The sequence below is a fragment of the Fulvivirga ulvae genome, from assembly GCF_021389975.1.
GTDB lineage: Bacteria > Bacteroidota > Bacteroidia > Cytophagales > Cyclobacteriaceae > Fulvivirga > Fulvivirga ulvae.
Genome location: NZ_CP089981.1, coordinates 4,781,855 through 4,803,071, shown reverse-complemented (window position 1 = coordinate 4,803,071; position 21,217 = coordinate 4,781,855). Strand labels below are relative to the sequence as shown.

Annotated in this window: 16 protein-coding genes; 8 read left to right on the top strand and 8 right to left on the bottom strand. The window is 40.7% G+C overall.

Annotated features, from left to right (window positions below):
• Window positions 1-56: 56 nt before the first annotated feature.
• The gene (locus tag LVD17_RS20310) at window positions 57-548 is read right to left on the bottom strand and encodes a cupin domain-containing protein (RefSeq protein ID WP_233760841.1); all 492 of its coding nucleotides are present in this window, start codon (window positions 546-548) and stop codon (window positions 57-59) included.
• Window positions 549-680: 132 nt separating this feature from the next.
• On the opposite strand from LVD17_RS20310, the gene LVD17_RS20305 reads away from it, so the two are divergent.
• From LVD17_RS20305 to LVD17_RS20280, 6 genes are all read left to right on the top strand, one after another.
• The gene (locus LVD17_RS20305) at window positions 681-1,148 is read left to right on the top strand and encodes a hypothetical protein (RefSeq protein ID WP_233760840.1); all 468 of its coding nucleotides are present in this window, start codon (window positions 681-683) and stop codon (window positions 1,146-1,148) included.
• Between the two features lie 149 nt (window positions 1,149-1,297).
• Window positions 1,298-1,624 (top strand): hypothetical protein, encoded by a 327-nt coding sequence (locus LVD17_RS20300; RefSeq protein ID WP_233760839.1) that lies wholly within the window; start codon window positions 1,298-1,300, stop codon window positions 1,622-1,624.
• Between the two features lie 2 nt (window positions 1,625-1,626).
• Window positions 1,627-2,115: a DUF2231 domain-containing protein gene (locus LVD17_RS20295; protein ID WP_233760838.1), complete on the top strand. Its 489-nt coding sequence runs from the start codon at window positions 1,627-1,629 to the stop codon at window positions 2,113-2,115.
• Window positions 2,108-3,025, top strand: a complete 918-nt coding sequence (locus LVD17_RS20290) for a cation diffusion facilitator family transporter (protein ID WP_233760837.1) — start codon at window positions 2,108-2,110, stop codon at window positions 3,023-3,025. Before LVD17_RS20295 ends, LVD17_RS20290 begins: the two co-directional genes overlap by 8 nt.
• A 139-nt stretch (window positions 3,026-3,164) precedes the next feature.
• Window positions 3,165-3,539: a hypothetical protein gene (locus tag LVD17_RS20285; RefSeq protein WP_233760836.1), complete on the top strand. Its 375-nt coding sequence runs from the start codon at window positions 3,165-3,167 to the stop codon at window positions 3,537-3,539.
• Window positions 3,536-4,444, top strand: a complete 909-nt coding sequence (locus tag LVD17_RS20280) for a ribose-phosphate diphosphokinase (RefSeq protein WP_233760835.1) — start codon at window positions 3,536-3,538, stop codon at window positions 4,442-4,444. The genes LVD17_RS20285 and LVD17_RS20280 overlap by 4 nt, the downstream gene beginning before the upstream one ends.
• A gap of 87 nt (window positions 4,445-4,531) precedes the next feature.
• On the opposite strand, the gene LVD17_RS20275 is transcribed toward LVD17_RS20280, so the two are convergent.
• From LVD17_RS20275 to LVD17_RS20245, 7 genes are all read right to left on the bottom strand, one after another.
• On the bottom strand, window positions 4,532-5,536 hold the full coding sequence (locus LVD17_RS20275; RefSeq protein ID WP_233760834.1) for a hypothetical protein: 1,005 nt from the start codon (window positions 5,534-5,536) through the stop codon (window positions 4,532-4,534).
• Window positions 5,537-5,584: 48 nt separating this feature from the next.
• Window positions 5,585-7,459 (bottom strand): eCIS core domain-containing protein, encoded by a 1,875-nt coding sequence (locus tag LVD17_RS20270; protein WP_233760833.1) that lies wholly within the window; start codon window positions 7,457-7,459, stop codon window positions 5,585-5,587.
• A 112-nt stretch (window positions 7,460-7,571) separates the two neighbouring features.
• Window positions 7,572-8,288: a hypothetical protein gene (locus LVD17_RS20265; protein ID WP_233760832.1), complete on the bottom strand. Its 717-nt coding sequence runs from the start codon at window positions 8,286-8,288 to the stop codon at window positions 7,572-7,574.
• Between the two features lie 64 nt (window positions 8,289-8,352).
• The gene (locus LVD17_RS20260) at window positions 8,353-10,158 is read right to left on the bottom strand and encodes an alpha/beta hydrolase family protein (RefSeq protein ID WP_233760831.1); all 1,806 of its coding nucleotides are present in this window, start codon (window positions 10,156-10,158) and stop codon (window positions 8,353-8,355) included.
• A 220-nt stretch (window positions 10,159-10,378) separates the two neighbouring features.
• The gene (locus LVD17_RS20255; protein WP_233760830.1) at window positions 10,379-15,784 is read right to left on the bottom strand and encodes a fibronectin type III domain-containing protein; all 5,406 of its coding nucleotides are present in this window, start codon (window positions 15,782-15,784) and stop codon (window positions 10,379-10,381) included.
• A 63-nt stretch (window positions 15,785-15,847) separates the two neighbouring features.
• Window positions 15,848-16,867, bottom strand: a complete 1,020-nt coding sequence (locus LVD17_RS20250; protein WP_233760829.1) for an FISUMP domain-containing protein — start codon at window positions 16,865-16,867, stop codon at window positions 15,848-15,850.
• Window positions 16,868-17,177: 310 nt separating this feature from the next.
• Complete coding sequence (locus LVD17_RS20245; protein WP_233760828.1) at window positions 17,178-17,516, bottom strand: hypothetical protein; 339 nt, start codon at window positions 17,514-17,516, stop codon at window positions 17,178-17,180.
• A gap of 784 nt (window positions 17,517-18,300) precedes the next feature.
• Between LVD17_RS20245 and LVD17_RS20240 the strand changes: the two genes are divergently transcribed.
• A complete protein-coding gene (locus tag LVD17_RS20240) occupies window positions 18,301-19,596 on the top strand; it encodes a hypothetical protein (protein ID WP_233760827.1) in 1,296 nt (431 codons plus the stop codon).
• Window positions 19,597-19,794: 198 nt separating this feature from the next.
• Entirely contained in the window at window positions 19,795-21,159 is a 1,365-nt protein-coding gene (locus LVD17_RS20235) for an ATP-binding protein (protein WP_233760826.1), read from the top strand.
• Window positions 21,160-21,217 lie beyond the last annotated feature (58 nt).

Genomic DNA, 21,217 nt, shown 5'->3' with positions numbered 1-21,217 from the left:
ATAATGATCAGAAAAAGGCAGCCTGAACCAGGCTGCCTTTTTCACTAACAGGCATTTCAGCTTTTTGTCAATTTAGTTATTATACTTCCATATTGAGGGAATGCTGCAATGAGATGGGCTCTGGAGGCCATTTCGAAATCCTGAAAATCAAACCCGGGAGCAACCGTACAACCAACCAAGGTAAAACTACCTGGTGCCTCAACACATGATGCAAACCAACAGCCGGCCGGCACCACAGCCTGAGGCTGCTGTCCTTTGCCTAAATCTAACCCCAACTTAACTACCTGTAATTCCCCGGCAGCAGTAATGATGTAAACCGACAAAGGATCTCCATCATAAAAATGCCACATTTCGTCAGATTTTATCCGGTGAAAAGCTGAAAATTCCCCCGCTTTGAGCAGAAAATATATGCCGGTGCTTACACTTCTTTTACCCCTAAATCCCATATAGTCATTTTCTAATTCCGACCTGTAAGTTTCTTTATAGTAGCCTCCCTCAACATGAGGCTGCAGACCAAGGGTGTGAATATAATTATTGACTTTGTCCATGATTGATATAATTCTTTACAAAACGCCAATTGCTGCTGAAACAAAATGGCGGTACATTCTATTTTACTATTGCATAACTTATCACGTCAAATATAGTAATTTTGACAAAGCACAACGACCTAACTCAGACCTATGCACGAGGAAGAAGACAGCAACTCTCCTAACCCGGAACAATTACCGATATTTCAAAAAGGACTTGAGATCTATGAGCTCACTGTTAAGATCACTGATCTTATTCCTGATGACAATCAGATGCTGTGTACCTATAAGGGTTTCATGCTGGAAGATGCAGCAAACCTGACTGTAAAAGTTGCCGGTGCTGAAGCAGCAGACCTGTATGACATACGCATGGAAAATGCAGCCATCATAAGAAAAGCTGCCCGTGACCTGATGACCCACTGCAGTGGATTGAAAATGTTTGGTTTTAAAGACACTCAGTACCTTCACCTGATCAGGGAGGCCATAGAGGAATACAGGCTATTATTTATTGACTGGGTTAACACATTTGATCCCTGGAATTACTGTGTAGACCGGTGGGGGCTCTTCAATCCTCCGGGTGTTAGCGCTGATGACCACGACCCTGATGATAGCAGCGAATAAATATTCGGGAGAATACTTCCTATTTGCTACCTTTGAAAACACACAGCATACTTTTTCAAAATAAACTCGGCCTGGTATTAGAACATTTGCCTTTATAACAGTTAATTAGAACAAGGATTTTTAAATTAATAAATTAAATATTTTTATTTATGAAGACAATTACGAATTATCTATCTGTTACGTCTCTCGCTATTTTATTGAGTTCTGTTTTTATGGCTTGTGGTGGTGGGACTGATGTGGTTGAGTCTGGAACTTACCAGGGTACAATCGATGAAGTAGAAGCAGACAAAACAGAAATATATGTAAAGACAGCGGACAACAAAACCCTTGAGCTTTACTTCACAGAGCAAACTACGCTTACTCAAAATGGGGAGGCTGTAAATTTTGAAGTACTAAAAGAAGGCATGAAAGTGGAAGTTGAGGTTGAGAAAGTTGGCCAGAGACTTGATCCTATTGCAGTAAAGGTACTGGAATAAATATGCAACTATTACCGGATTGGATACGGACAGAGGTTTATCATGCCCTGTCCGTGCATTTCCCCATAGCATTTCTTTTATTAGGTACACTGTTGAAGTTAATTGCTGTATTTGTGAAGAAGGACTTTCTGGCTACCTCAGGAAGCCTTTTATTGTATCTGGGTACAATTACAGCATGGATCGCCATTTACACCGGAGATCTGGCTGACGGAAAGGTTAGCAGGTCTATTTGCGACCCAACAGTGTTAAAAAGCCACGAAAACATGGCCTACTACCTTGCATATATTTTCTCGGCAGCTACTACACTGGATGTAGCCATACGTTCAGGAAAACTCAACAATTTTAGAGGCATCGGGACTTTGGCAGTAGCTTTTTTAATGCTTATTGGAAGCAGCTTGCTTACATACATGGGCGATTTAGGAGCCTCGCTGGTATACGAGCAGGCAGCAGGAGTTTCAGTTCCTTCGGAAGATTGCAAAGAATTTGAATAACGAAGTACAGGAAAGCATTCCTCACCCCACACAAAAAGGCCTGAAGACCACACTGGTTGGCATTATCATCAGCGCCTTGCTGGCTGTCGTAAAGGCCTTAGGCGGAATATTTGGAAATTCTTATGCGCTCATTGCGGATGCCATCGAGTCCGCCGGAGACGCACTATCATCTATTATGCTATGGATAGGCTTAAAGTGGTCTGCGCGCCCACCTGACAAAAACCATCCCTACGGTCATGGCAAAGCAGAAGCCTTAATGTCAGTAGCCATTGCTATAGCTCTTGCTATTGCAGCTTTTATAATCACCAGAGATAGTATATATCATATCATGGAGCCTCATAAAACCCCTGCTCCATATACGCTTATTATTCTTGTGGGTGTAATCATTACCAAAGAGTTGCTGTACCGCTACGTACTCAAAATAGCCATTGAAATAAACAGTGAAGTGGTAAAGGCTGATGCATTTCATCACAGAAGTGATGCCATTACCTCAAGCGCCGCATTTATAGGCATCTCCATAGCAATTATAGGGGGCGAAGGTTATGAGGTGGCAGATGATTATGCTGCACTGCTTGCCGCAGTGGTTATTTTAATTAATGCCTATTTCATTCTACGGCCTGCCATTGGTGAGCTCTTAGATGAATCAGTGGTACCTGAACTCAACAACCAGGTAAAGGAACTTGCAGAACAGATAGCAGCAGTACACCAGGTAGAAAAATGCCATACCAGAAAAATGGGCGTTATGCATGTAGTGGATATGCACATCTGGGTTGATTCGCATATTTCCGTTGCCGAGGGCCATAAAATAGCACATGAGGTCAAAAACCATGTTAGAAATCATCTGCCTGAGATTCTGGATGTACTGGTGCATGTGGAGCCGGCTGAATCAGAAGGAGATAAACAACATTAAAGTCGTCAAATTATCCTGCTTCTCAAAAATCTGCTACCATGTCTATAAGGTACTTTTTTCCACAATAGAAATTAACCAAATCGTATAGCTTTTAAGTTCTTTCAAATAGTTTTATCTTGGAGCCCATAAACCTATAGCAATGACTTTACCTTTATTTTCTCAATCGTGGCTTTCAGTGCTGTTGTTCATTCTCTTTTCGCTTATAATTTGTATAGGCAGCGTACAAACCTTTAGAAAGCACGTTCAACGAAGAAACAATTTTATGCTGCACTCTCTCATTCCGTTGGGTATGGCGGCGCTTTCTTTCAGTGTGATCGGCCTGATTAAAAATTATATGGTTTCCTTACAGCATGTTGACGAAGCCGGAGAAATGACAAAGTTAAAGCTTGCACATGCCGTAGTGCATGGCTCTCTTGGAGGTGCTCCATACGTGATTTTAGGCCTGTTATGCCTCGGCATAAGCTATATTTTCATGTATATCAATCAAGACAAGACAGAGAAACCCCTTTCATGAAAAGAATTCTATTTCACATTACAGACTATACCTACCTGGCAGAGAAAGTACTCCGCTGCGGTGACTTTGAAGAAGGAAAAGTAGTAGTTGATCACTTCTCTGATGGAGAAAGATACCAGCGTATACTGACCGATGTTGAGAATAGGGATATTGTGATTTTAGGTGGTACTGTAAATGATGAGGCCACGCTGGAATTGTTTGACCTTGCCTCATCCATTGTAAGCTGTGGGGCCAATTCACTTCGTATGGTGGTCCCCTATTTCGGTCATTCCACTATGGAGCGTTCGGTGCTTCCCGGTGAGGTTGTAACTGCCAAAACCCGTGCAAGACTGCTGTCGGCCATTCCCAGAAGTAACAAGGGTAACAAAATCTACCTCTTTGACCTGCATACTGAGGGTATTCCTCACTATTTTGAACATCACTTATACCCGGTGCATGTCTACTGTAAAAGTATCGTAATGGAGGCTGCGCGCCAATATGGTGGCGATAACTTCGTTCTGGCCAGTACCGATGCCGGACGTGCCAAGTGGGTAGAGTCTTTGGCCAATGATATGGGTGTAAATGCGGCTTTTGTGCTAAAAAGAAGGATAAAGGGAGATCAAACAGAGGTCAGTGCCATCAATGCGGACGTGGAAGGTAAAGATGTGGTTATTTACGATGACATGATCCGCTCAGGCGGCAGCATTGTTAACGCTGCCAAAACATATAAACAAGCGGGAGCAAATAAGATCTTTGTTATCACAACTCATGGTATTTTTGTAGGTAATGGCCTGCAAAAACTTAAGGATTGCGGACTTATTGAAAAGGTGATCTGTACAGACACCCACAAAAATGTAAATGCCATTAATGATGAATTTCTGGAAATCAGGAGCATAGCTGAATTAATTTGCAGACAGCTGCATTAATCATACTACATTGCATTTAAACATTGATACTGGCTTGGTACTGATCTCCCAGATATGGTAACCAGACCTTAAGGGTTAAATCACTTCTTAATTTGAGCTCATACTCACTTTGACCAATTCACCATTTTGTGAGATGAAGATAACACTCCCTTTATAAAAAACAGCATTTGTTAAACTGGTCAGCTCTAAATCAACTTGCTCAACAAGCTCTCCGGTATTTAGGTCGTAAATTTTCAATTGCTTACTTGAAAAGAAGTAAATGCGGTTGTTATCCAGATCAACAGTAGGGTTTACAATGGAAGGAGATTCCAGATTGTACCTCTCCTCCATACTATTCTCATTAAGAAACACGATGTTATTCGAGGTAAAAAGGAGCACATTTTCTCCTACAATTTCTATTTTTTCTATAGAAGATTCTGCACGATATTCATTTAAAGTTTTACCTGAAGAAAGATCTACTCTGGATAACAGTTCATCTCTAACCAAAAAAAGGTTCTTATCGCCTAGAAGCAAATTCTTTCTATCCTGATATTTATTATCAAAGTCAACTTCCCATACCCTCTCTTTTATATTATTTTTTGAATAAGCATGCAGTTTGTTTTGTTTCCATGACGTGAATAAAATGAGTTCACCATTTATGCCTACATAAATAAATACCTCATTCTCATCCTGTAGCGGAGAAAAAGGCGTGTCTTGAATAACGTAACCATTGCTTAAATTATATGTAAAGAGTTTGGTACTGTCCTTATCACGCCCTACAAGCTGCACTTCCTTCTCGTCTATGTATAAAGCACTGGTAAGATTAGAATTCAGGTTTCCTCTCCAACTGATTTCATTCAGTTCAGTATTAAATGCCATTATATCATCAGAGGATTGAAGCAGTACTCCCTCACCATACTTAACAGGCCTTTTCGCACCCACCATATCCGAAGACACCCATATAGATTTACCCTGATCATCCAAAATGATATACCCCCTTGAAAAGTTAATTATCAAATTACTTTCGGCAATGCTTAATTCTCCTCCATTTAATCCTAAATCAGATATGCCTTCAATACTGATTTTTTCCACTGCGGGTTTGTTGCAGCCCATAAGTATAATGTATAATAGGGTTAAAAAAATAACAGGTCTGTTTATCATTTAAAACATGTCAAGGTCTATGATAGAATTTATTGGTGTGTTTTTAATAGCATTATACAACTTCATTGCTCCTTTAGGTGCATTGCTTCTGATTTCCTCTGCTGTAAGCTCGCGGCTCGTGTTTAGTTGGTGGCGGGCTAGCCATTCTCTTCCTTGATTATACCCATTGCTGTCCCTTTCATATGATTCATCATGATCAACCCAGATAGAGCCGTCACCATCCTTTACAAACCACACCTTACATAAAGAAGACTCTAATATACCGTGATTAGGCGTGCTTGCCCAGAAGCGGAATGATACACTGAATGGCAAATCCTTGATCTTTGCACCTTTTAAGTGTCCATAGGTACTTTCATTTACATCAGAAGCTATGGCTTTGGAAATACTTAATCTTGGGCTGTTATATTTACCAATACCCCCCATAGGCCCGGTTATAAGAAGTTGCCCGCCTCTTGCATCAGTCTCAGTTATTTTTCCATCTGTCTGATAGAATTTACGAATCTTTTCCTTGTTCCCGGCTGATTTAGGATTACCTGTTATACCTGCTTCTGTGGTTACGTGGATTACATCCTGAAGCTTCATATAACCAATAGTAAGCTGCTGCATTATCGGCTCGACATCGGCTATTATTCGTTTATAAGACTCATCAAGTGTATAAGCCAGAAAAGCAAGTTCTTCATCGGTCATTGATTCAAGATCATTGGTAAAGACATCAACTGCCGAATACCTTTCGGAATCAAACATTTCTTTCACAGATTGAACGTAATAGTCTTTGAGACCACTCCCCACTGCTGAAGACAACCCTTTGGTTGCATTAACACCCAATTCATTTGATGGTGAAGTAAGCACACCTTTTAGTTTGTCATACCCCACTTCATAAAGCTTTTTCAAAGCATCTACAGATGCGTCCGTAGCCACTTCTCCTGCCACTTTGGAAATCACATTACCTGCTACTTTCCCCAAAGCACCACCAATTCCAGCTCCCAATATGGTAAGCGCCAACTCCAGAGCAAATGCTCCGGGCTTAAAATCCTGTATATCTGCGTTTTTACTCCACACATTGGCTACAGATGTCTTTTGATCCCTGATAAAAGAAATTATCTCCGGAATAAAAGAAATCAGTCCCGATCTTCCTTTTCTTTCTAAAATCCCACTCCATGGATAATTGCCCTTCATCTGTACAGCATGAGCACTGCTTCCTGCCACATGGGCAAATTTACCCTGAGCGGCCTTTTTACCCATATCATCTGCTTCCTTCTCCAGCCCTGGATCATCATTCACGGGAGTACCTTTGGCCTGTGTATTAGCCTTTACCCTGCCCTGTCTCTGCTGCACAACGTGCGTTAATTCATGCCCGATAAGCTCCTGCCCTTTGGTACTGTTAGGGTTATACTGTCCCGGGGCAAAATGGATATCGTTGCCTTGGGCGTAGGCAAGAGCACCCATGTTAGTAGCACTGGAAGAGTTGTTATGGACCTTTACATCACTAAAGCTGGTATTGAAAGCCCCTTCCATTTTACCAAGCACTGACGATGGCAGGCTACCTGACTGACTGGTAGTGTTACCTCCTGTAGAGCCTTTACCCGCTTTCATCTGTATCTTTTTCTCTTCTTCCTTGGTATCTTTATCAACCATTTGCTGAACAGGCCAATTAGTTGATTTCATTTGCGAAGGGGAGCCGCCCGTAAATACAGCGCTGTTCACCAAGTCACCAAAAGCCCCCCCCATAGAATTTGTTACAGGCTTAAACCCCGCCTTTCCTGTAGCATTAAATACTTTGGAATCAGGGGATAAATTATCTTTATCTAAATTGCTATTTTTCCTACCAGGAGCAGTTGCTGATTGCTGTTGGTTTTGAAGGAGATTATCTTGCATAATGAATTGGTATAGCTAATGTGCTAAGATATAAATGCCAACCAAAAAACAGAACTAATGAGAGCTATTTTTTCACTTTTCTTTTACTTTAGTGATTGCGATAAAACAACCACTACAACCGATTATACTGTTTGCCCTTTTTATATGGGGCAATAAGCTCACTCAACCTCTCTGTAGTAATTTCAGGTTTCTCAGAAGAATCAAATTCAAAAGTCAGTTCCTGCCTAATATATTTTCCTTTCGCTGATAAGTTATCATCATAAGAATCGCTATTATAATTGAAACCAAACTTCATTTCATCCAAAGTCTTATCTTTAAGAAATTCTGCATCCCAGAAGTAAACTGTAAAAGTAAAGATACCATGAAATGAATCTTTAAAATGATTGGCAACTTTTACAATACCATTTAAGGAACTTTCACCTTGACGACTTACTGAGTCAAACAAATAGACTCTAAAGTTAGCAATGACATCGGCACTTTCGGATTGCGTCAATTCTGGAAAAGGAGGTAAGCTCCCTTCCTGCTTTTCCTGTAAGGGTGACATAACATTTACATCAACTGCGTACTTATCGTAATAATCGCTTAATAAACCCTTCAAGTACTCCTTGCCTTGATAGCAGTGAACCATCTGCAAATAGTTTTCCTCAATTTCAGATTTGTTGTCCACATATGAGCCAAAAGCCTTTATCTCAGGGTTTTCTTTTTTATAAGCAACAAATTGAAATTTGTTCAATTGAAATACGAATTGATTGCTTTTAATTTCAAATTCTTCATTATATCGCTTTTTCAAAATTTGCGCCAAATCACTGTTACTATATTTTTTAGACATATCACACGATATATAAGATAAACATAAAAATACAAAGCTAATAAATCTTAATAACCTCATCTTATTACCAATTTGTAACCCAGTCCCAAGCTCTGTTAATTCTGTCTCTGGCAGCACTCATACCATCTCTAACCCCTTGCGTAAAACCATCCCAAGCATTACTGGCTCCTTGTTTAAACCTATTGTAACGATCTACAGTGGACTCATAGGTTTGTACCACAGAAATATAAGCTCTAAATATATTTTGCAAGGCCCTACCCGCACTTTGTCTCATCGGTTCTGCCACCGCTCTTTGCTCCTGATGAGGGTAAGATTCATAGTGAGACACATCTGCACCTCTCTCAAGGTTTGCTCCCATGACACTGTCATCCATCCCAATTTCCGACCTCATGCTATTGAAATGAGAAGCTCCAAAAACATGAGTACCATGAGACTCTCCAATCGTGGAAGCGGTGGAGGATAAGTATGCTCGTAATTCCTGAACATTCTGCTGTATACGATTTTTTATAACTGATAGCAGTTGAATCTTCTGATAAAGCTCTCCTAAGTCTCTAAAAGAACCTATTGGTGTACGTAGCTGAGGCCTAATAATATCAAGGATCTCTCTAACCGTCTGATTAAAAAGAGTAATGTCAGCTTTTATCTCAGTAATAGAAGTTGTCAAAGTATTTAATAAAACCCTAACATCAAGTGACGCTCCAAAATCATGTTCAAAAACATCTCCTGGCAAGCTAGCATCACCTGCTTTGTCAACAATATCGCCAGTAACGATATGATGAACTACTTCCGGACGTTCATTTTCAGGTAGATTATTAAAACGATCCACAGATTCTTGATCTATACCGGGTGATTGAAATGTTGCTACATTCCCTACATGTCCGGAAAAATTAACTGCAATATGTTGAGCCATTGCACCTCCAAGACTATGACCGGTAACATCAACCATCCCGTCGGCTTCCTCTAAAATACGCTCAATCAACATCCTGTTTGTTGCAAATTGAGTAGCTCCAACTGTTTGAGGATCCAAATCTGTATAAATTGTCAATAACTCTTCAGAACTTCCTCCAGGGACAGTCCCTCTTATCGCAAGAATGTGATTTTTTTCACCTGTCCTTGATGGTATTAAAACAGCTTGAAAACCAATTTGAGCTCCAGTGGACAAACCATACCACTGTATTTTATCCGGATTATAGCCAGATGAAATCAACATTCGATATTCTTTCTGCTGGATTTGCGAACCTTCCTGTTGATAAACCAAATGATGGGCGGCGTACTCATATATTGCCTGCTGCGAAGCTATACGATCCAGTGCCTGTTCTCCTGTCTGGCGCTGCACCACTGCTTTCTTTTGTACAGTTGGTGCCAGAGCTGCTGCTCCCCCTATGCTTACCCTTTCATTACGGGCTGCTTTTACTCCCATTACATCAGCTTCCTGTTCCAGGTTAGCATCATCGTTAACAGGTATAGCTTTTTTTTGAATAAATGCTCCAAATGAGCTGCCGCTCAGAGTGCCATTCGTTTTGGCTTGTATGGGTATGTCTGTGGAAGTTCCTGTAGCCATTTTATTTCCCGAAAGATTGGGGTTTATCTTAAGCTGCACCTTACCTTCTTCCTCTTCCATACTATCTTTTCTCTGAACCGGCTGGCTGCCTATAGACTGGGTGGAAACTGCACCCGAAAAAGAAGATAAGCCTTTACCCAAGCCATCAAAAGCCTGGCCTAAAGAGGCAGATACCGGGTTAAACCCCGCCTTACCATTAATATTGGGTCGCTTTGAGCTCGGAAGTAAATTATCCTTATCAAGGTTACTTGCCTTCTTGCCCAGATTAGCCGAAGGCTGTTGTTGGTTTTGGAATAGGTTGTCTTGCATAGTTTTGGAATATGCCTGCCGTACTAATATATAAACCCAGCCCTAGAAATAGAATTTAATTAGTAATTTATTAAGGCAATGAATTTACATTTATTTCAAATCTGATTATGATAAGTCTGCTGCAAACGGACCATCAACAAGATAAAACATTTGTACCGAACACACTTTCATAAAAAAGCCGCCTCCCATAGGAAAGCGGCTCTGACATATATAATCTCTGTTACTTCTTTACAAACCTCCTGATCACCTGATCAGTACTACTATTCAATCTTATAGAGTATACTCCACTCGAGTAAGTCTCCGTATTTAACGTAGCTTTATCTGCACCTCTCCTAACAGTTCCTCTGTACACTTCTACGCCGTGCAAATCATAAACTGTTAATGTATATTCCTCATTTAATGGAGCAGGGAAGAGCATATTGATTTCTTTCTCTGTCGGGTTCGGGAACAAATAGATGCCTTCCTTACTTAAGAGATCATCTACCCCTGTTACCTTAGCCATAGGAGGCATTTTGCTGGCAGGTATACTCATAAATGCCGCCTGATATACCTCCTTGCTTTTCTCATTATACAAGGAAGCAACGATCATAAACTCTGAATCATCCGGCTCAACCGCAGGGTTCCAGGTTTGGATCACGCGTTCTACACGAGAATCGTCAGTCTGCCAGTCACCAAAAAGTCGATTACCTGCAGCATTAGGTAATAATTGCCTCACCACATTGTAGTAAGTATTTCCATCTACGGTTACCTGACGTTCTACCACGGCAAGTTGCACTATCAAATTACCCTCAATAGGTTCCGCAGTAGTATTTTTGCTAATTTCAACAGTAACCTCCAAAGTGGTAGAAACATCATCACCTAGTAGAACATTAATATTAAATGGAGCTGATATCAACGCCCTTGTATTATAAGCGTTAACACCCCAACTATCTCTGAAGAACGGCTCATTCTTATAATACACACCATATATACCATCCATAACCGTTCTTGGCACTTCTGCAATGGCATAGTGTAATGCTCTTGCACTAGGATCAGCTTTATTAAACTGGTTCAAAGGATCCGCACCCGGGAATGATGTATGGTATTGGATATCTATAACTTCCTGGTTTCTTCCTTCCACAAAAGTTCGCAATCTGCTGTCCTCATTTCGGGATTCTGTGCTGGACATATTCGTAAAATGCTCCAGGAGAACTACACGGTTCCTGCTTTCAATGGAGAAATCATCAAAGGCAAACCCATCGAAAGTTTTACCAAAAGGATTATCACTGGTACTCGCAAAAGCAACCCTGAAACGAACGGGTTTATTACCAGCTTCAGCATGTATTTCGTCCAAAGGGAACTTTGCCAGCGTCCAATCGCCATGAAGTTTACCTGACCATCCAAAGCTCGCCCCACTCTGGTTACCAGGTGATCCAACAAGTCCCTGAGTATTGTACCACTCCAACCCTTCATCAATACTTCCCAGTGTATTCCATTGAGTTGTGTCTCCAATAGAATACTCAACCACTGCCCCATCGAACCCATCTTCTGTATCAGACCAGATTTTTAAGGAAAGAACAGGCCTGCTTAAGTCATTAATATAGAAGCATGGTCCTTCTATCCAGGAATCCTCACTTTTGTTGTAAGAGTTGTTAGGATTTCCGGATACATCCTCACCTGCATTGGTAATCCATGCATTAGCTCCGGAAGCAGCACCTATAATTGTATCACCCTGCGGGGTACTCAATGACCAACTGGATGCATTACCTAATTCCAATTTTTCACTTTCGATCCAGCCATGAGAAGCCCCCTCAAAACTCTCAAAATAGAAATTATCATCGGATACCTCGATTACCGGGAATATACCAACCTTCTTAGTGATTTGTCCTGAGCAAAAGCTTTCTGTCAGAATTGAATAAGTAACGCCATAGACCCCAGCTCCTGAGAATTGATGTCTATACAAGCTATCAATATTACTACCGTCCGAAGCAGTCGCCTCTCCTCCAAAATCCCAAAAGACAGAGTCCAGAACCTGACCAGCAGATGATAAGTTATCAATTATAGCATCATCTCCTTTGAAGAAGGTCTGTTCTCCTTCACGAATTCTCGAGACACCAAAGTCAACAGTTGGTTTAAAATTAACAAGATTGACGGTTTCGGTCGCCGACTCGTTAACACAGCCTTTTTCATTAATAAACCTGTAATGAATTTTATAAACCCCAATTCCAAAATCTGCAGGTACAAATGAGGCTACGCCCAGAGTTCCGTCGTCCGAAACTGTCGCTGAAATAGTATCATACCTTTGCAGTACCGCATTTCCTATAATAAATGCTGCTGAAGTTCCGGGCACAGGAGCTGGCTCAGCAATAAGCGGGATTGGTTCTTGATAATCATTACAATATGTTGTATTTGAAAGCCCATGCATTGCTAAACCATTAGGCAATGAATTGACCAAAATACTAACTGTATCCGAAAGACTCTGGCACCCGTTTACTCCCTGAGTAACATAAAATGTGGCGCTTCCAGGGCTTGTTGTACTTAACCCCGAATTGAAAACAGTGCCGCTACCTACTGGTGTTGTCAGGTCAGCATCGCTATACCAGATTACAGAGCTTCCCGTCACAGGGTTCTGAATAATGAAATTCTCAGGAGTATCTCCCTGACACAAAACAATATCATCAACAATTGGTGAAGGCGGCAGCTCGTAAACTTTCACATATGCCTCTACACTATTAGCACATCCTCCGTTATCAAAATAAGAATATACAATAGTATCATTAACATAAGCTTCCCCATTTGGAATAATCGCCTCGCTTGGTTTATAAAAGAATTGTTCACCGACTTTTTCAACATTTGTCCCGCTAAAATTACCGGAAAAGGTGCCTTCCAAAAGAACATTACCGGAATTGGCACAATAGAATTCATTAAGAGAAGTTACTTCTCCAATTTCAGGGGTAATTATATTAGTTTCTTTAGATTGGAACACTTCTTCATCCGAGGCAAGAGCATACAATTGAGGGAATGCCAGTTTATTATACTCCATTAGCATAGCAGATCTTTTAGCAATCCTTTGTACTCTAGCCTCTTCCATGCGCTGTAGCTGGCAATCAATTATACGCCCAGCTTCGAGCTTATAGCAGGGATCCGGACCAATATCACATCCACTTGGGTAACTTGGGTTATCCGGATGACATGGATTGTTCATAACATTATCACAGCTATACGGATAATTAGGATTTCGTGTATCACAGTCACTACAGCTGCCCGGATATGATGGGTTATCAGGGTGACATGGGTTATTCATAACTGCATCGCAACTAGTAGGATAGTTGGGATTTCGTGTATCGCAATTGCTACAACTACCTGGGTATGACGGGTGATCAGGGTGACATGGATTGTTCATTACCGTGCTGCAATCTAAGGGATAATTTGAGTGCCTTGGATCACATACACTACAACTGGACGGATTAAGACTACAGTCTGTACACTCACTATCAGGGCCAGGGTTATCCGGATGGCATGGATCATCCATGATGTCAGAGCAATCCAGTGGGTAATTAGAATGTCTCGAATCACACTCATCTACAGACACCACTATCACCTGAACTTCAACTGACTCCATCCCGGCGGCATGGGCTTCTGCCGGATGAAAAGTATATTGATAATTTGACGTACTTTCATAGATTGATGGATCATTAATCTCTATTCCATTATGCAAAAACCGTAACCTTTGATAGATTTTACCTTCAGGTATTAAATCAAGATTTACAGTAATTGTTGTAGTAGATAAATTGCTGCAATATCTACCCGATAATGTCAACGCCCCTGCAAATACATCAATATTCATGGGTATTTCTCTTATACACCCATCGGGAGATTTCACTGAGTAAATGATCTCATGATTATCTTCGCCGGCTATCTCCGGATAAAATTTATATCCATCAGCACCTTTAGCTACTCCTGTACCCGAAACGGATAACGTACCACCAGAGTAAGTAATATAATCTTCCAGAGACACTGGATCATCCTCAATAAAAAATGATGGGTTAGATCCTGATAAACTGGCTATTGGTAAATCATGAACGGTAAAGGGCCCTAACGAGGCCGAAGCTACACTTGCCCCGGTCGTACCATTTACTGAAACTACATCGTTATTCTGCAAATTATCAATTGAAAAAGTGCTATTCGTACCTCTCAACTGGGCACCGACAAAAAATTGATAAGTTGTCGCCCCAAAAGCATAAAAAGACACATTGTCTCCTGAACATATTTCTAAATCAGGTTCAGTAGTTGCCAGATAAACTTCCAAATCAGCAGCTGTAGTTGCTGAAGTAATAGTGGAATAACTACTTTGAATACCTCCGTTTTTAGCCCGTACTCTGAAAAAATATGTCGTATTTGCTGAAAACTTAGTGGCATCACTTACTGCCAGACTATTCGTTGTTGTATTAATAGGATTATAACCCACAATTAAATTACTAGAAAAAGCGGTTGCACTGGATGAAATTTGAACATCATAATTAGTTGCGCCTGTTACCGCATTCCAAGACAAGGTGAAACCATCCGGTATGGCATTGGTTGCTGACATTCCTGTTGGAACTTCTGGTGTCGTAACCTGACTGGATGTCACATAATCACTGGTAAAAGTACCCTTAACGGACCTTACTCGAAAATAGTAAGTAACACCGGAGCTAAGGCTGCTAATTGATTCCGTAATTGCCGAACCTGTACTTGTTGTCGACTGATTAGTGTAACTCGCCAAGGTGGTTGAAAAGTCACTTGCCTCGGAAACATCCCAATCATATGAATCAGCTTCCGGCTCATCATCCCAATTGATATCAAATCCATTGGCAGTAATTGCAGATGCACTTAAATTCGCCGGTGCTGCTAACGGATCCGTAGTGGCAGAAGCGGTTGGAACGGCCCCTCCTGTAAAGTAATTGTAGGTTGCATCATCTGAACCTACATTGTAGGGAATGATTGCATAAGAGTATGAAGTTTCGGGATCTAAACTAATATCGTCTGTAGAGGTTTGAAACTCATCTGTAACATGGTCAACCAACTCCACCCCAGCTAAACTACTCGGCGCGACACCATCAGTTATCATTGAAAAATCAAACGTTCCAGTAGTTTTAATAATAATGTAACCATCTGCACCCCCAAAATCATCAATAGATTCGTAAGTTATAGAAATTGAACTGGATGAATTGGCAGATGCTGAAAAAGTAGCTGGATAAGTACTTGGAGAAACAGCTAGGGTCCAAAAATCAATCTCATTAGCACTATAAATCTCTCCATCTGCATCAATTGCATATGCAACGTAAAAGTAATTTGTTTCGGGATCCAAACCTGTCAATGCCACAGAAAAAGAAGCGGTACCACCACCTGTTGCAGCAACTTTTGTTGCCCCAGTAATGAGTGATAATATTGAAGATTCCTTGTAGTATACTCCCTTTTCAGTGATCGTTCCGTCAGTTGATAATGATTCTCCTCCTGCTGTAGCAGATGAGGAAGTTATATTACTAACATTACTAGCTGTTATTGAAGCAGCAAAATAACCATTTGTGCCACCTATGTTTTTACCAGTAAAAGATGAAACAATAAAGCAAATTAAGATTAATACGGACAGTCTTATATAGTTACTCATGAATTTGATCATTATATTTCAAGAAAAACTCTCTGAAACTTTTGAGATTTAAAGGCTCTAATATTAATTTTTAATACACCTTATATATAATCCTCGATCTTTATCACTTCCCGCTATATTAACTGAAGCTGCATCTTCTTGAAGAATAAAGTTTTGCGCATCAGTATCAGATGACTCATCACTTGCCCAATAAATCACTACAGCATCCAATCCAGCGTATGTATTATCTTCCTTTCTTCTACCGACCAAAGCTCCTTCAAAACCAGAGCTCCCTCCAACAACAAGTTTCTCGGCCGCAATGGAATTTCCTCCAAGTTCAGTTTCCAATTCATCCCATTCAGCTTTGGAGGGCAAATGCCATCCATCAGGAGCGGCCACTTGAGCAGCATACCAAGAATACATTGCGCCATATTCATCACAATTAGCAGCTACATTATCATAGCAATACCTGGCCGTATCAGAAGCTACATTAAGATTTTCAGCCATCCAAACCTGATCACCTATGGTCACAAACTTATATCGCTGTCCATCGCGCTCATCAAGCAACGTCTCCAAATCAGAAGCGGTAATAGCAACAGTTGCCGTACAAGAATTAGCATCTTTAACCGTCAAAGTGTAATCAGTAGCAGCAACATCAGCAAAAGTTGTAGATGTCTGAAAAGTAGATCCATCCAATGAGTATTCGTAAGGAGAGGTTCCTCCAGTTGCAGTTGCTTCAACAGTATATTCTTCCACAGCAGCGGTAACGGCCAAATCTGCGCACACATCATCTACAGTTACCTTTGTGGTGTTGGTACACTCATTAGCATCTTTTATTGTAACGGTATATTCTTTAGGATCTAGATCCTCAAAAGTCCCTGAGCTTTGGAAGCTTGTACCATCAACAGAGAACTCATATGGAGATTCCCCTCCGGAGCCAGTAGCTGTAATATCAAATACATCAGAAGTAGCAGATACAGCCAAAGTGGTGTTTAAGCAAGGATCGGGAGTGGGTCCATCATCATCTCCACCACATGATGCTAAAGAGAGCATCGCCGTTAATACAAAAGCCGAAAAAATCAGTGAAAGTAAATGTCGCTTCATAAGTCGTGAATAATTATTGGTTTTTGGTTAAATCAAAGGCTAAATTAAATGTTAATTTTAATTATATCTTGTAATAATGTAATGCATACAGCCCTCCTTCATTAGGTAACCATTATAAAAATTCTTTTTTAGACACCAAAATGAAAAACATTTCCAGATTACTGATTATCAGGATTTTAAAAATTCAAAATCGCATAAGCACTCTGACTTTCAGCCACTATCCATGTAAAAAAAGGAGTTGCCTTTTTTGCAAGCGGGCAATATAGCTTTATAGTTCTAAAAAGTTAAATGAAAAGTTATATTTTTTATATTAAGCTATTAGAGCCATATTTCTTCTTACTAATAAAACGAAATAAGCGTATTCGGCAAGAACCTCTACAAAATTGTTGGATACAAAGTTTAGTATTTTAAGGTTTGGAAACCGGTTGATCAAAGTACTGGCATGGCTCCAGCCTATATTCCAGGAGTCTCTAATCGAAAAATATACTACATTGTTGACCAATCGGAATTTTTCCGGAAGGTAGAAAGGGTAGTTATTAATATATAGGTCATATACCGTTCCCGGTTCCTTTACTCCTGAACGCAGGTAATCCATGCCGGCTACCCCAGCTTCTTCGTCTGTAAATGCTGTGTTCGTTTTTGTGTGCAACCCTTGAGGGTAAGATCAATAAAATTAAAATTATTTGCTTCATTGGTTATTTTGCTTTGAAAACCATGGTCAAAAGTGGGGTAAAATCTACTATTTCAATTCCAACAAGCTTTGTATCTGCTGTGATGTTGGTGACCCGCCTTATCTGGAACACCAATTAAGGCGGCCCTTCTTTCAATGCTGTTATTTTTATACCAGCCTCTAATTTGTCAGTGGTTTATATAACCCCTGAATCGTTATTCACAAACCCTGCTGCATCCATCACCCCGGCCGTACAGATCTGGGTCATAGCCCCAATTACTCGCTTGCTTAAATTATCAACTGCACCTCGGCTGTCCATATTGGCAGGCGTGCTCCTTTATCCTTTATCTCAACAATGCTCTTGTGCTCATTATAATACTCTACAGCCTACTGGACAATATGCTGAATAATCTCCCTTGATGTAAGGTTCAAAGCTGCCATCTCTTCAAAACCTATAGCCACCGAATGTTCAAGTTTTTGAAATTGCCATTCGATATAGTAGAGCCGAATTTGAAAAAAATTTAAGCTCACAATATAAAGGGCTTAATTATTAAGTCTTAATAAAAAAGTTATATTTTATTAAAAGATATTTTTTCGGTAATCCGCACTTTATTCTATTCTTTTTTTTGCCTACTATAGCTTTTTTTAAACTTAACCTTTCAAAATGCTACGTTTAAATAATTTATTCCTTTGTCGATTAGCCCCTGCTTTCCTTATTTATATGCTTTACTGCCTGCTGCTCAAACAAGCCACCGCCCAGGATATGCGTACAAAAAAAAATATAAAGAAGATTGAATCCATTGAAGCCATGTACCCTGCCGATAGCGGCTTATATGTTGTCGGATCTCATATTCCTCTAATGGTAAAGGCGCTACAGAAAAAAGGTAAGGAGATCATTACCACAGGCAATTCCAACAACAAAGTCGACTGGGAGGCTTATGCCGTGGAAGTTGAAGGTGGGGCCTTTAAAGACGGGCTCATTCACGTAGCTAATAAAAGAAGTGAAATCCCCAATGAAGGGGTTAAAGTTAAAGTAGGAGTAATTATGCTGCCTGAATTCAAAGATGAGCTAACCATACCTATTCATGAAATTTCAAGTTTCAAGCTGAGTTACAAGCCATCAAAAGATCCATCTAGCTATAATTTGCAAGCAAAGGTCAGATTATATAATGAGGAAACGATCACTAACAAGACCGGCAGCTTTACGTGGGATATATTTGACTTTAAAGTAACCGGAGGATCATTCAAAAATGGGATAGTTACGCTATCGGAAACAGACCACCGCAATATGGTGAACAATGCTTTGGGTATAGAGGCTCAACTAATAGCTGACCCGACTATAAAAAACCACATCAGCATACCCCAGGAGTTTAAGAAAGAAATGGCTGCCTTTTATGGAGGACAGACAGGAAGAAACGGGCGTGATGGAGTACGTGGAAATACAGGAAAGGATGGAAAAAGTGACAGTGGACAGGGACCGGGCGGCGATGGTTCTGCCGGAGGACGTGGTCAGGACGGCAGTGATGGTGAGGATGGTGAGGATGGAGAAAATGTAGAAGTATATGTGGCACTATCAGGCTCCCAGGTTAACGGAACACCTATTCTTAATGTTCATATCAAAAGTACTACTTCTCATAAAGAACATTTTATTAAAGTAAATAGTGATAGTGATTACCTATCTATTATAGCCAGCGGAGGCTGGGGAGGTTCCGGAGGAAGAGGCGGCGATGGTGGCCCCGGAGGTTCTGGAGGTGGCAGCGGGTCTTCTTCATACGCCAGTGGAAAACCCGGCCCGGGAGGCGATGGTGGTGACGGTGGCCTCGGAGGCGATGGTGGCGATGGCGGTGACATAAAAGTATATGTGGATCCTGCTGCAAAACCTTATATAGACACAATTGTTTTTCGCTCAAAGGGTGGCGAAGGTGGCTCTAATAGTGTTGGAGGAAGTGGCGCACAAGGAGAACCCAGGGGTAACTCCGGCAGATCCGGTGAAAGGGGAAATTCAGGGTCTGACGGCACGATTGAGTATATAGACCAAAAGGTCACCTTGGATTGGTAACAGCGTATGGCAGGTCAGCCCTCCTAATATTTGATAAGGCTAGCCTGATATTCCTGTTAAGCACCAAACATTTTCATTTAACCTAACTCATTCATATTGTTACACTTACACTTACCTCTCCTTACTACACATTAAGTTTTTTACAAGAAATATTTTTATTCTTCTATTTTTGCCCCATAATGTAGTTTGATCTGTGCCATGAAAGAAAATCCTAATTTACTCTCATTAAACGCTCTCGTGCTGGCCCGGGAACTGGAGTGGCTCTCCAATTTTCTCAACCTCCGCATAGAGCTTCATAAACAAAGAAAATTTGACCCTCAACAGCTATACAACCTGGAACCTCCCAGGTTTGACGACAGTGTTTCTTCCTCTCCTTACGTGCAGCTGGTAAACCGGTTCGACCTGGATCTCCCTGAACGAATAGTGCTGCTACTTGCTCTTCTTCCTCACGTTAAACCCGAGATGCTGGATATTTTCTTTACCAGAAACGATCAATACGGAAGGGTATTTACTGAATTCGGAGGTATTGTTGGCAATAACCACAATGGTTTCATGCCAACTGGCGAGACCGCAATATATGTTTTGGCTGCTGATAATCTGGAATTAAGATTTTATTTATCAAAACTATTTAGCAGAGAGCATATTTTTGCATCTCAAAACATACTTTATCTCGAACACATCCATAAGAATGAGCCGGAATTAAGTGGTTTACTTACCATTTCAAAGGAGTATCTCAGTTTACTTACCTCCGGTGAACATCACAGGCCTGAGTACAGCATGGATTTCCCTGCCAAACGGATCTCTACCAAGCTGGATTGGGATGACCTGGTATTGGCCTCCGAAACCTTCGACTCCGTTCAGGAAATTAGCATATGGTTACAACATGGTCAACACTTACTAACGGACCCGGAGGTAGGCCGGAAGATCAAACGCGGGTACAGGAGTCTTTTCTACGGGCCATCAGGTACCGGTAAAACCTTAACTGCATGCTTGCTTGGAAAAACAGCAGGTTTGGATGTATATCATATTGACCTGTCTATGGTGGTGTCTAAGTATATCGGTGAAACTGAAAAGAACCTGGCGAAAATCTTTGATCATGCTGAAAATCGCAACTGGATTCTGTTTTTTGATGAAGCTGATGCGTTGTTTGGAAAAAGGACTCAAACGAGTAGCTCAAATGACCGGTATGCCAACCAGGAGGTATCTTATTTATTACAACGCATAGAGGATTTTCCAGGAGTGGTAATACTTGCAAGTAATTACAAATCAAATATGGATCCGGCCTTTATGAGGCGATTCCAATCTTTGATCCGCTTCCCCATGCCCGGTGAAAACCTTAGACACCAACTGTACAAAAAGGCATTCACCGGAAATTACACGCTTGATGAAGAAATAGATCTGCTTGAAATATCAAGAAAATATGAGCTTTCCGGTGGAAATATTATAAATGTATTAAGATATTGTGCCATGATGGCAATCCATAATAGTGAAGGATATGTCACCGAAGATAATTTTTACGAGGGGATAAGAAAAGAGCTAAAAAAGACAGGAAAAACCATGTAAAAGTTATTTTTTAAATATTAAGTTGAATATATTTACGCGTTACAATAACCTAGATTAA

Coding starts and splice junctions, on each gene's coding strand:
- LVD17_RS20270 (WP_233760833.1), bottom strand. CDS start 7,459: ATGCAAGATAATCTCCTTCAAAACCAACAGCAATCAGCAACTGCTCCT.
- LVD17_RS20310 (WP_233760841.1), bottom strand. CDS start 548: ATGGACAAAGTCAATAATTATATTCACACCCTTGGTCTGCAGCCTCAT.
- LVD17_RS20265 (WP_233760832.1), bottom strand. CDS start 8,288: ATGTCTAAAAAATATAGTAACAGTGATTTGGCGCAAATTTTGAAAAAG.
- LVD17_RS20285 (WP_233760836.1), top strand. CDS start 3,165: ATGACTTTACCTTTATTTTCTCAATCGTGGCTTTCAGTGCTGTTGTTC.
- LVD17_RS20275 (WP_233760834.1), bottom strand. CDS start 5,536: ATGGGCTGCAACAAACCCGCAGTGGAAAAAATCAGTATTGAAGGCATA.
- LVD17_RS20255 (WP_233760830.1), bottom strand. CDS start 15,784: ATGAGTAACTATATAAGACTGTCCGTATTAATCTTAATTTGCTTTATT.
- LVD17_RS20280 (WP_233760835.1), top strand. CDS start 3,536: ATGAAAAGAATTCTATTTCACATTACAGACTATACCTACCTGGCAGAG.
- LVD17_RS20295 (WP_233760838.1), top strand. CDS start 1,627: ATGCAACTATTACCGGATTGGATACGGACAGAGGTTTATCATGCCCTG.
- LVD17_RS20235 (WP_233760826.1), top strand. CDS start 19,795: ATGAAAGAAAATCCTAATTTACTCTCATTAAACGCTCTCGTGCTGGCC.
- LVD17_RS20250 (WP_233760829.1), bottom strand. CDS start 16,867: ATGAAGCGACATTTACTTTCACTGATTTTTTCGGCTTTTGTATTAACG.
- LVD17_RS20300 (WP_233760839.1), top strand. CDS start 1,298: ATGAAGACAATTACGAATTATCTATCTGTTACGTCTCTCGCTATTTTA.
- LVD17_RS20260 (WP_233760831.1), bottom strand. CDS start 10,158: ATGCAAGACAACCTATTCCAAAACCAACAACAGCCTTCGGCTAATCTG.
- LVD17_RS20240 (WP_233760827.1), top strand. CDS start 18,301: ATGCGTACAAAAAAAAATATAAAGAAGATTGAATCCATTGAAGCCATG.
- LVD17_RS20305 (WP_233760840.1), top strand. CDS start 681: ATGCACGAGGAAGAAGACAGCAACTCTCCTAACCCGGAACAATTACCG.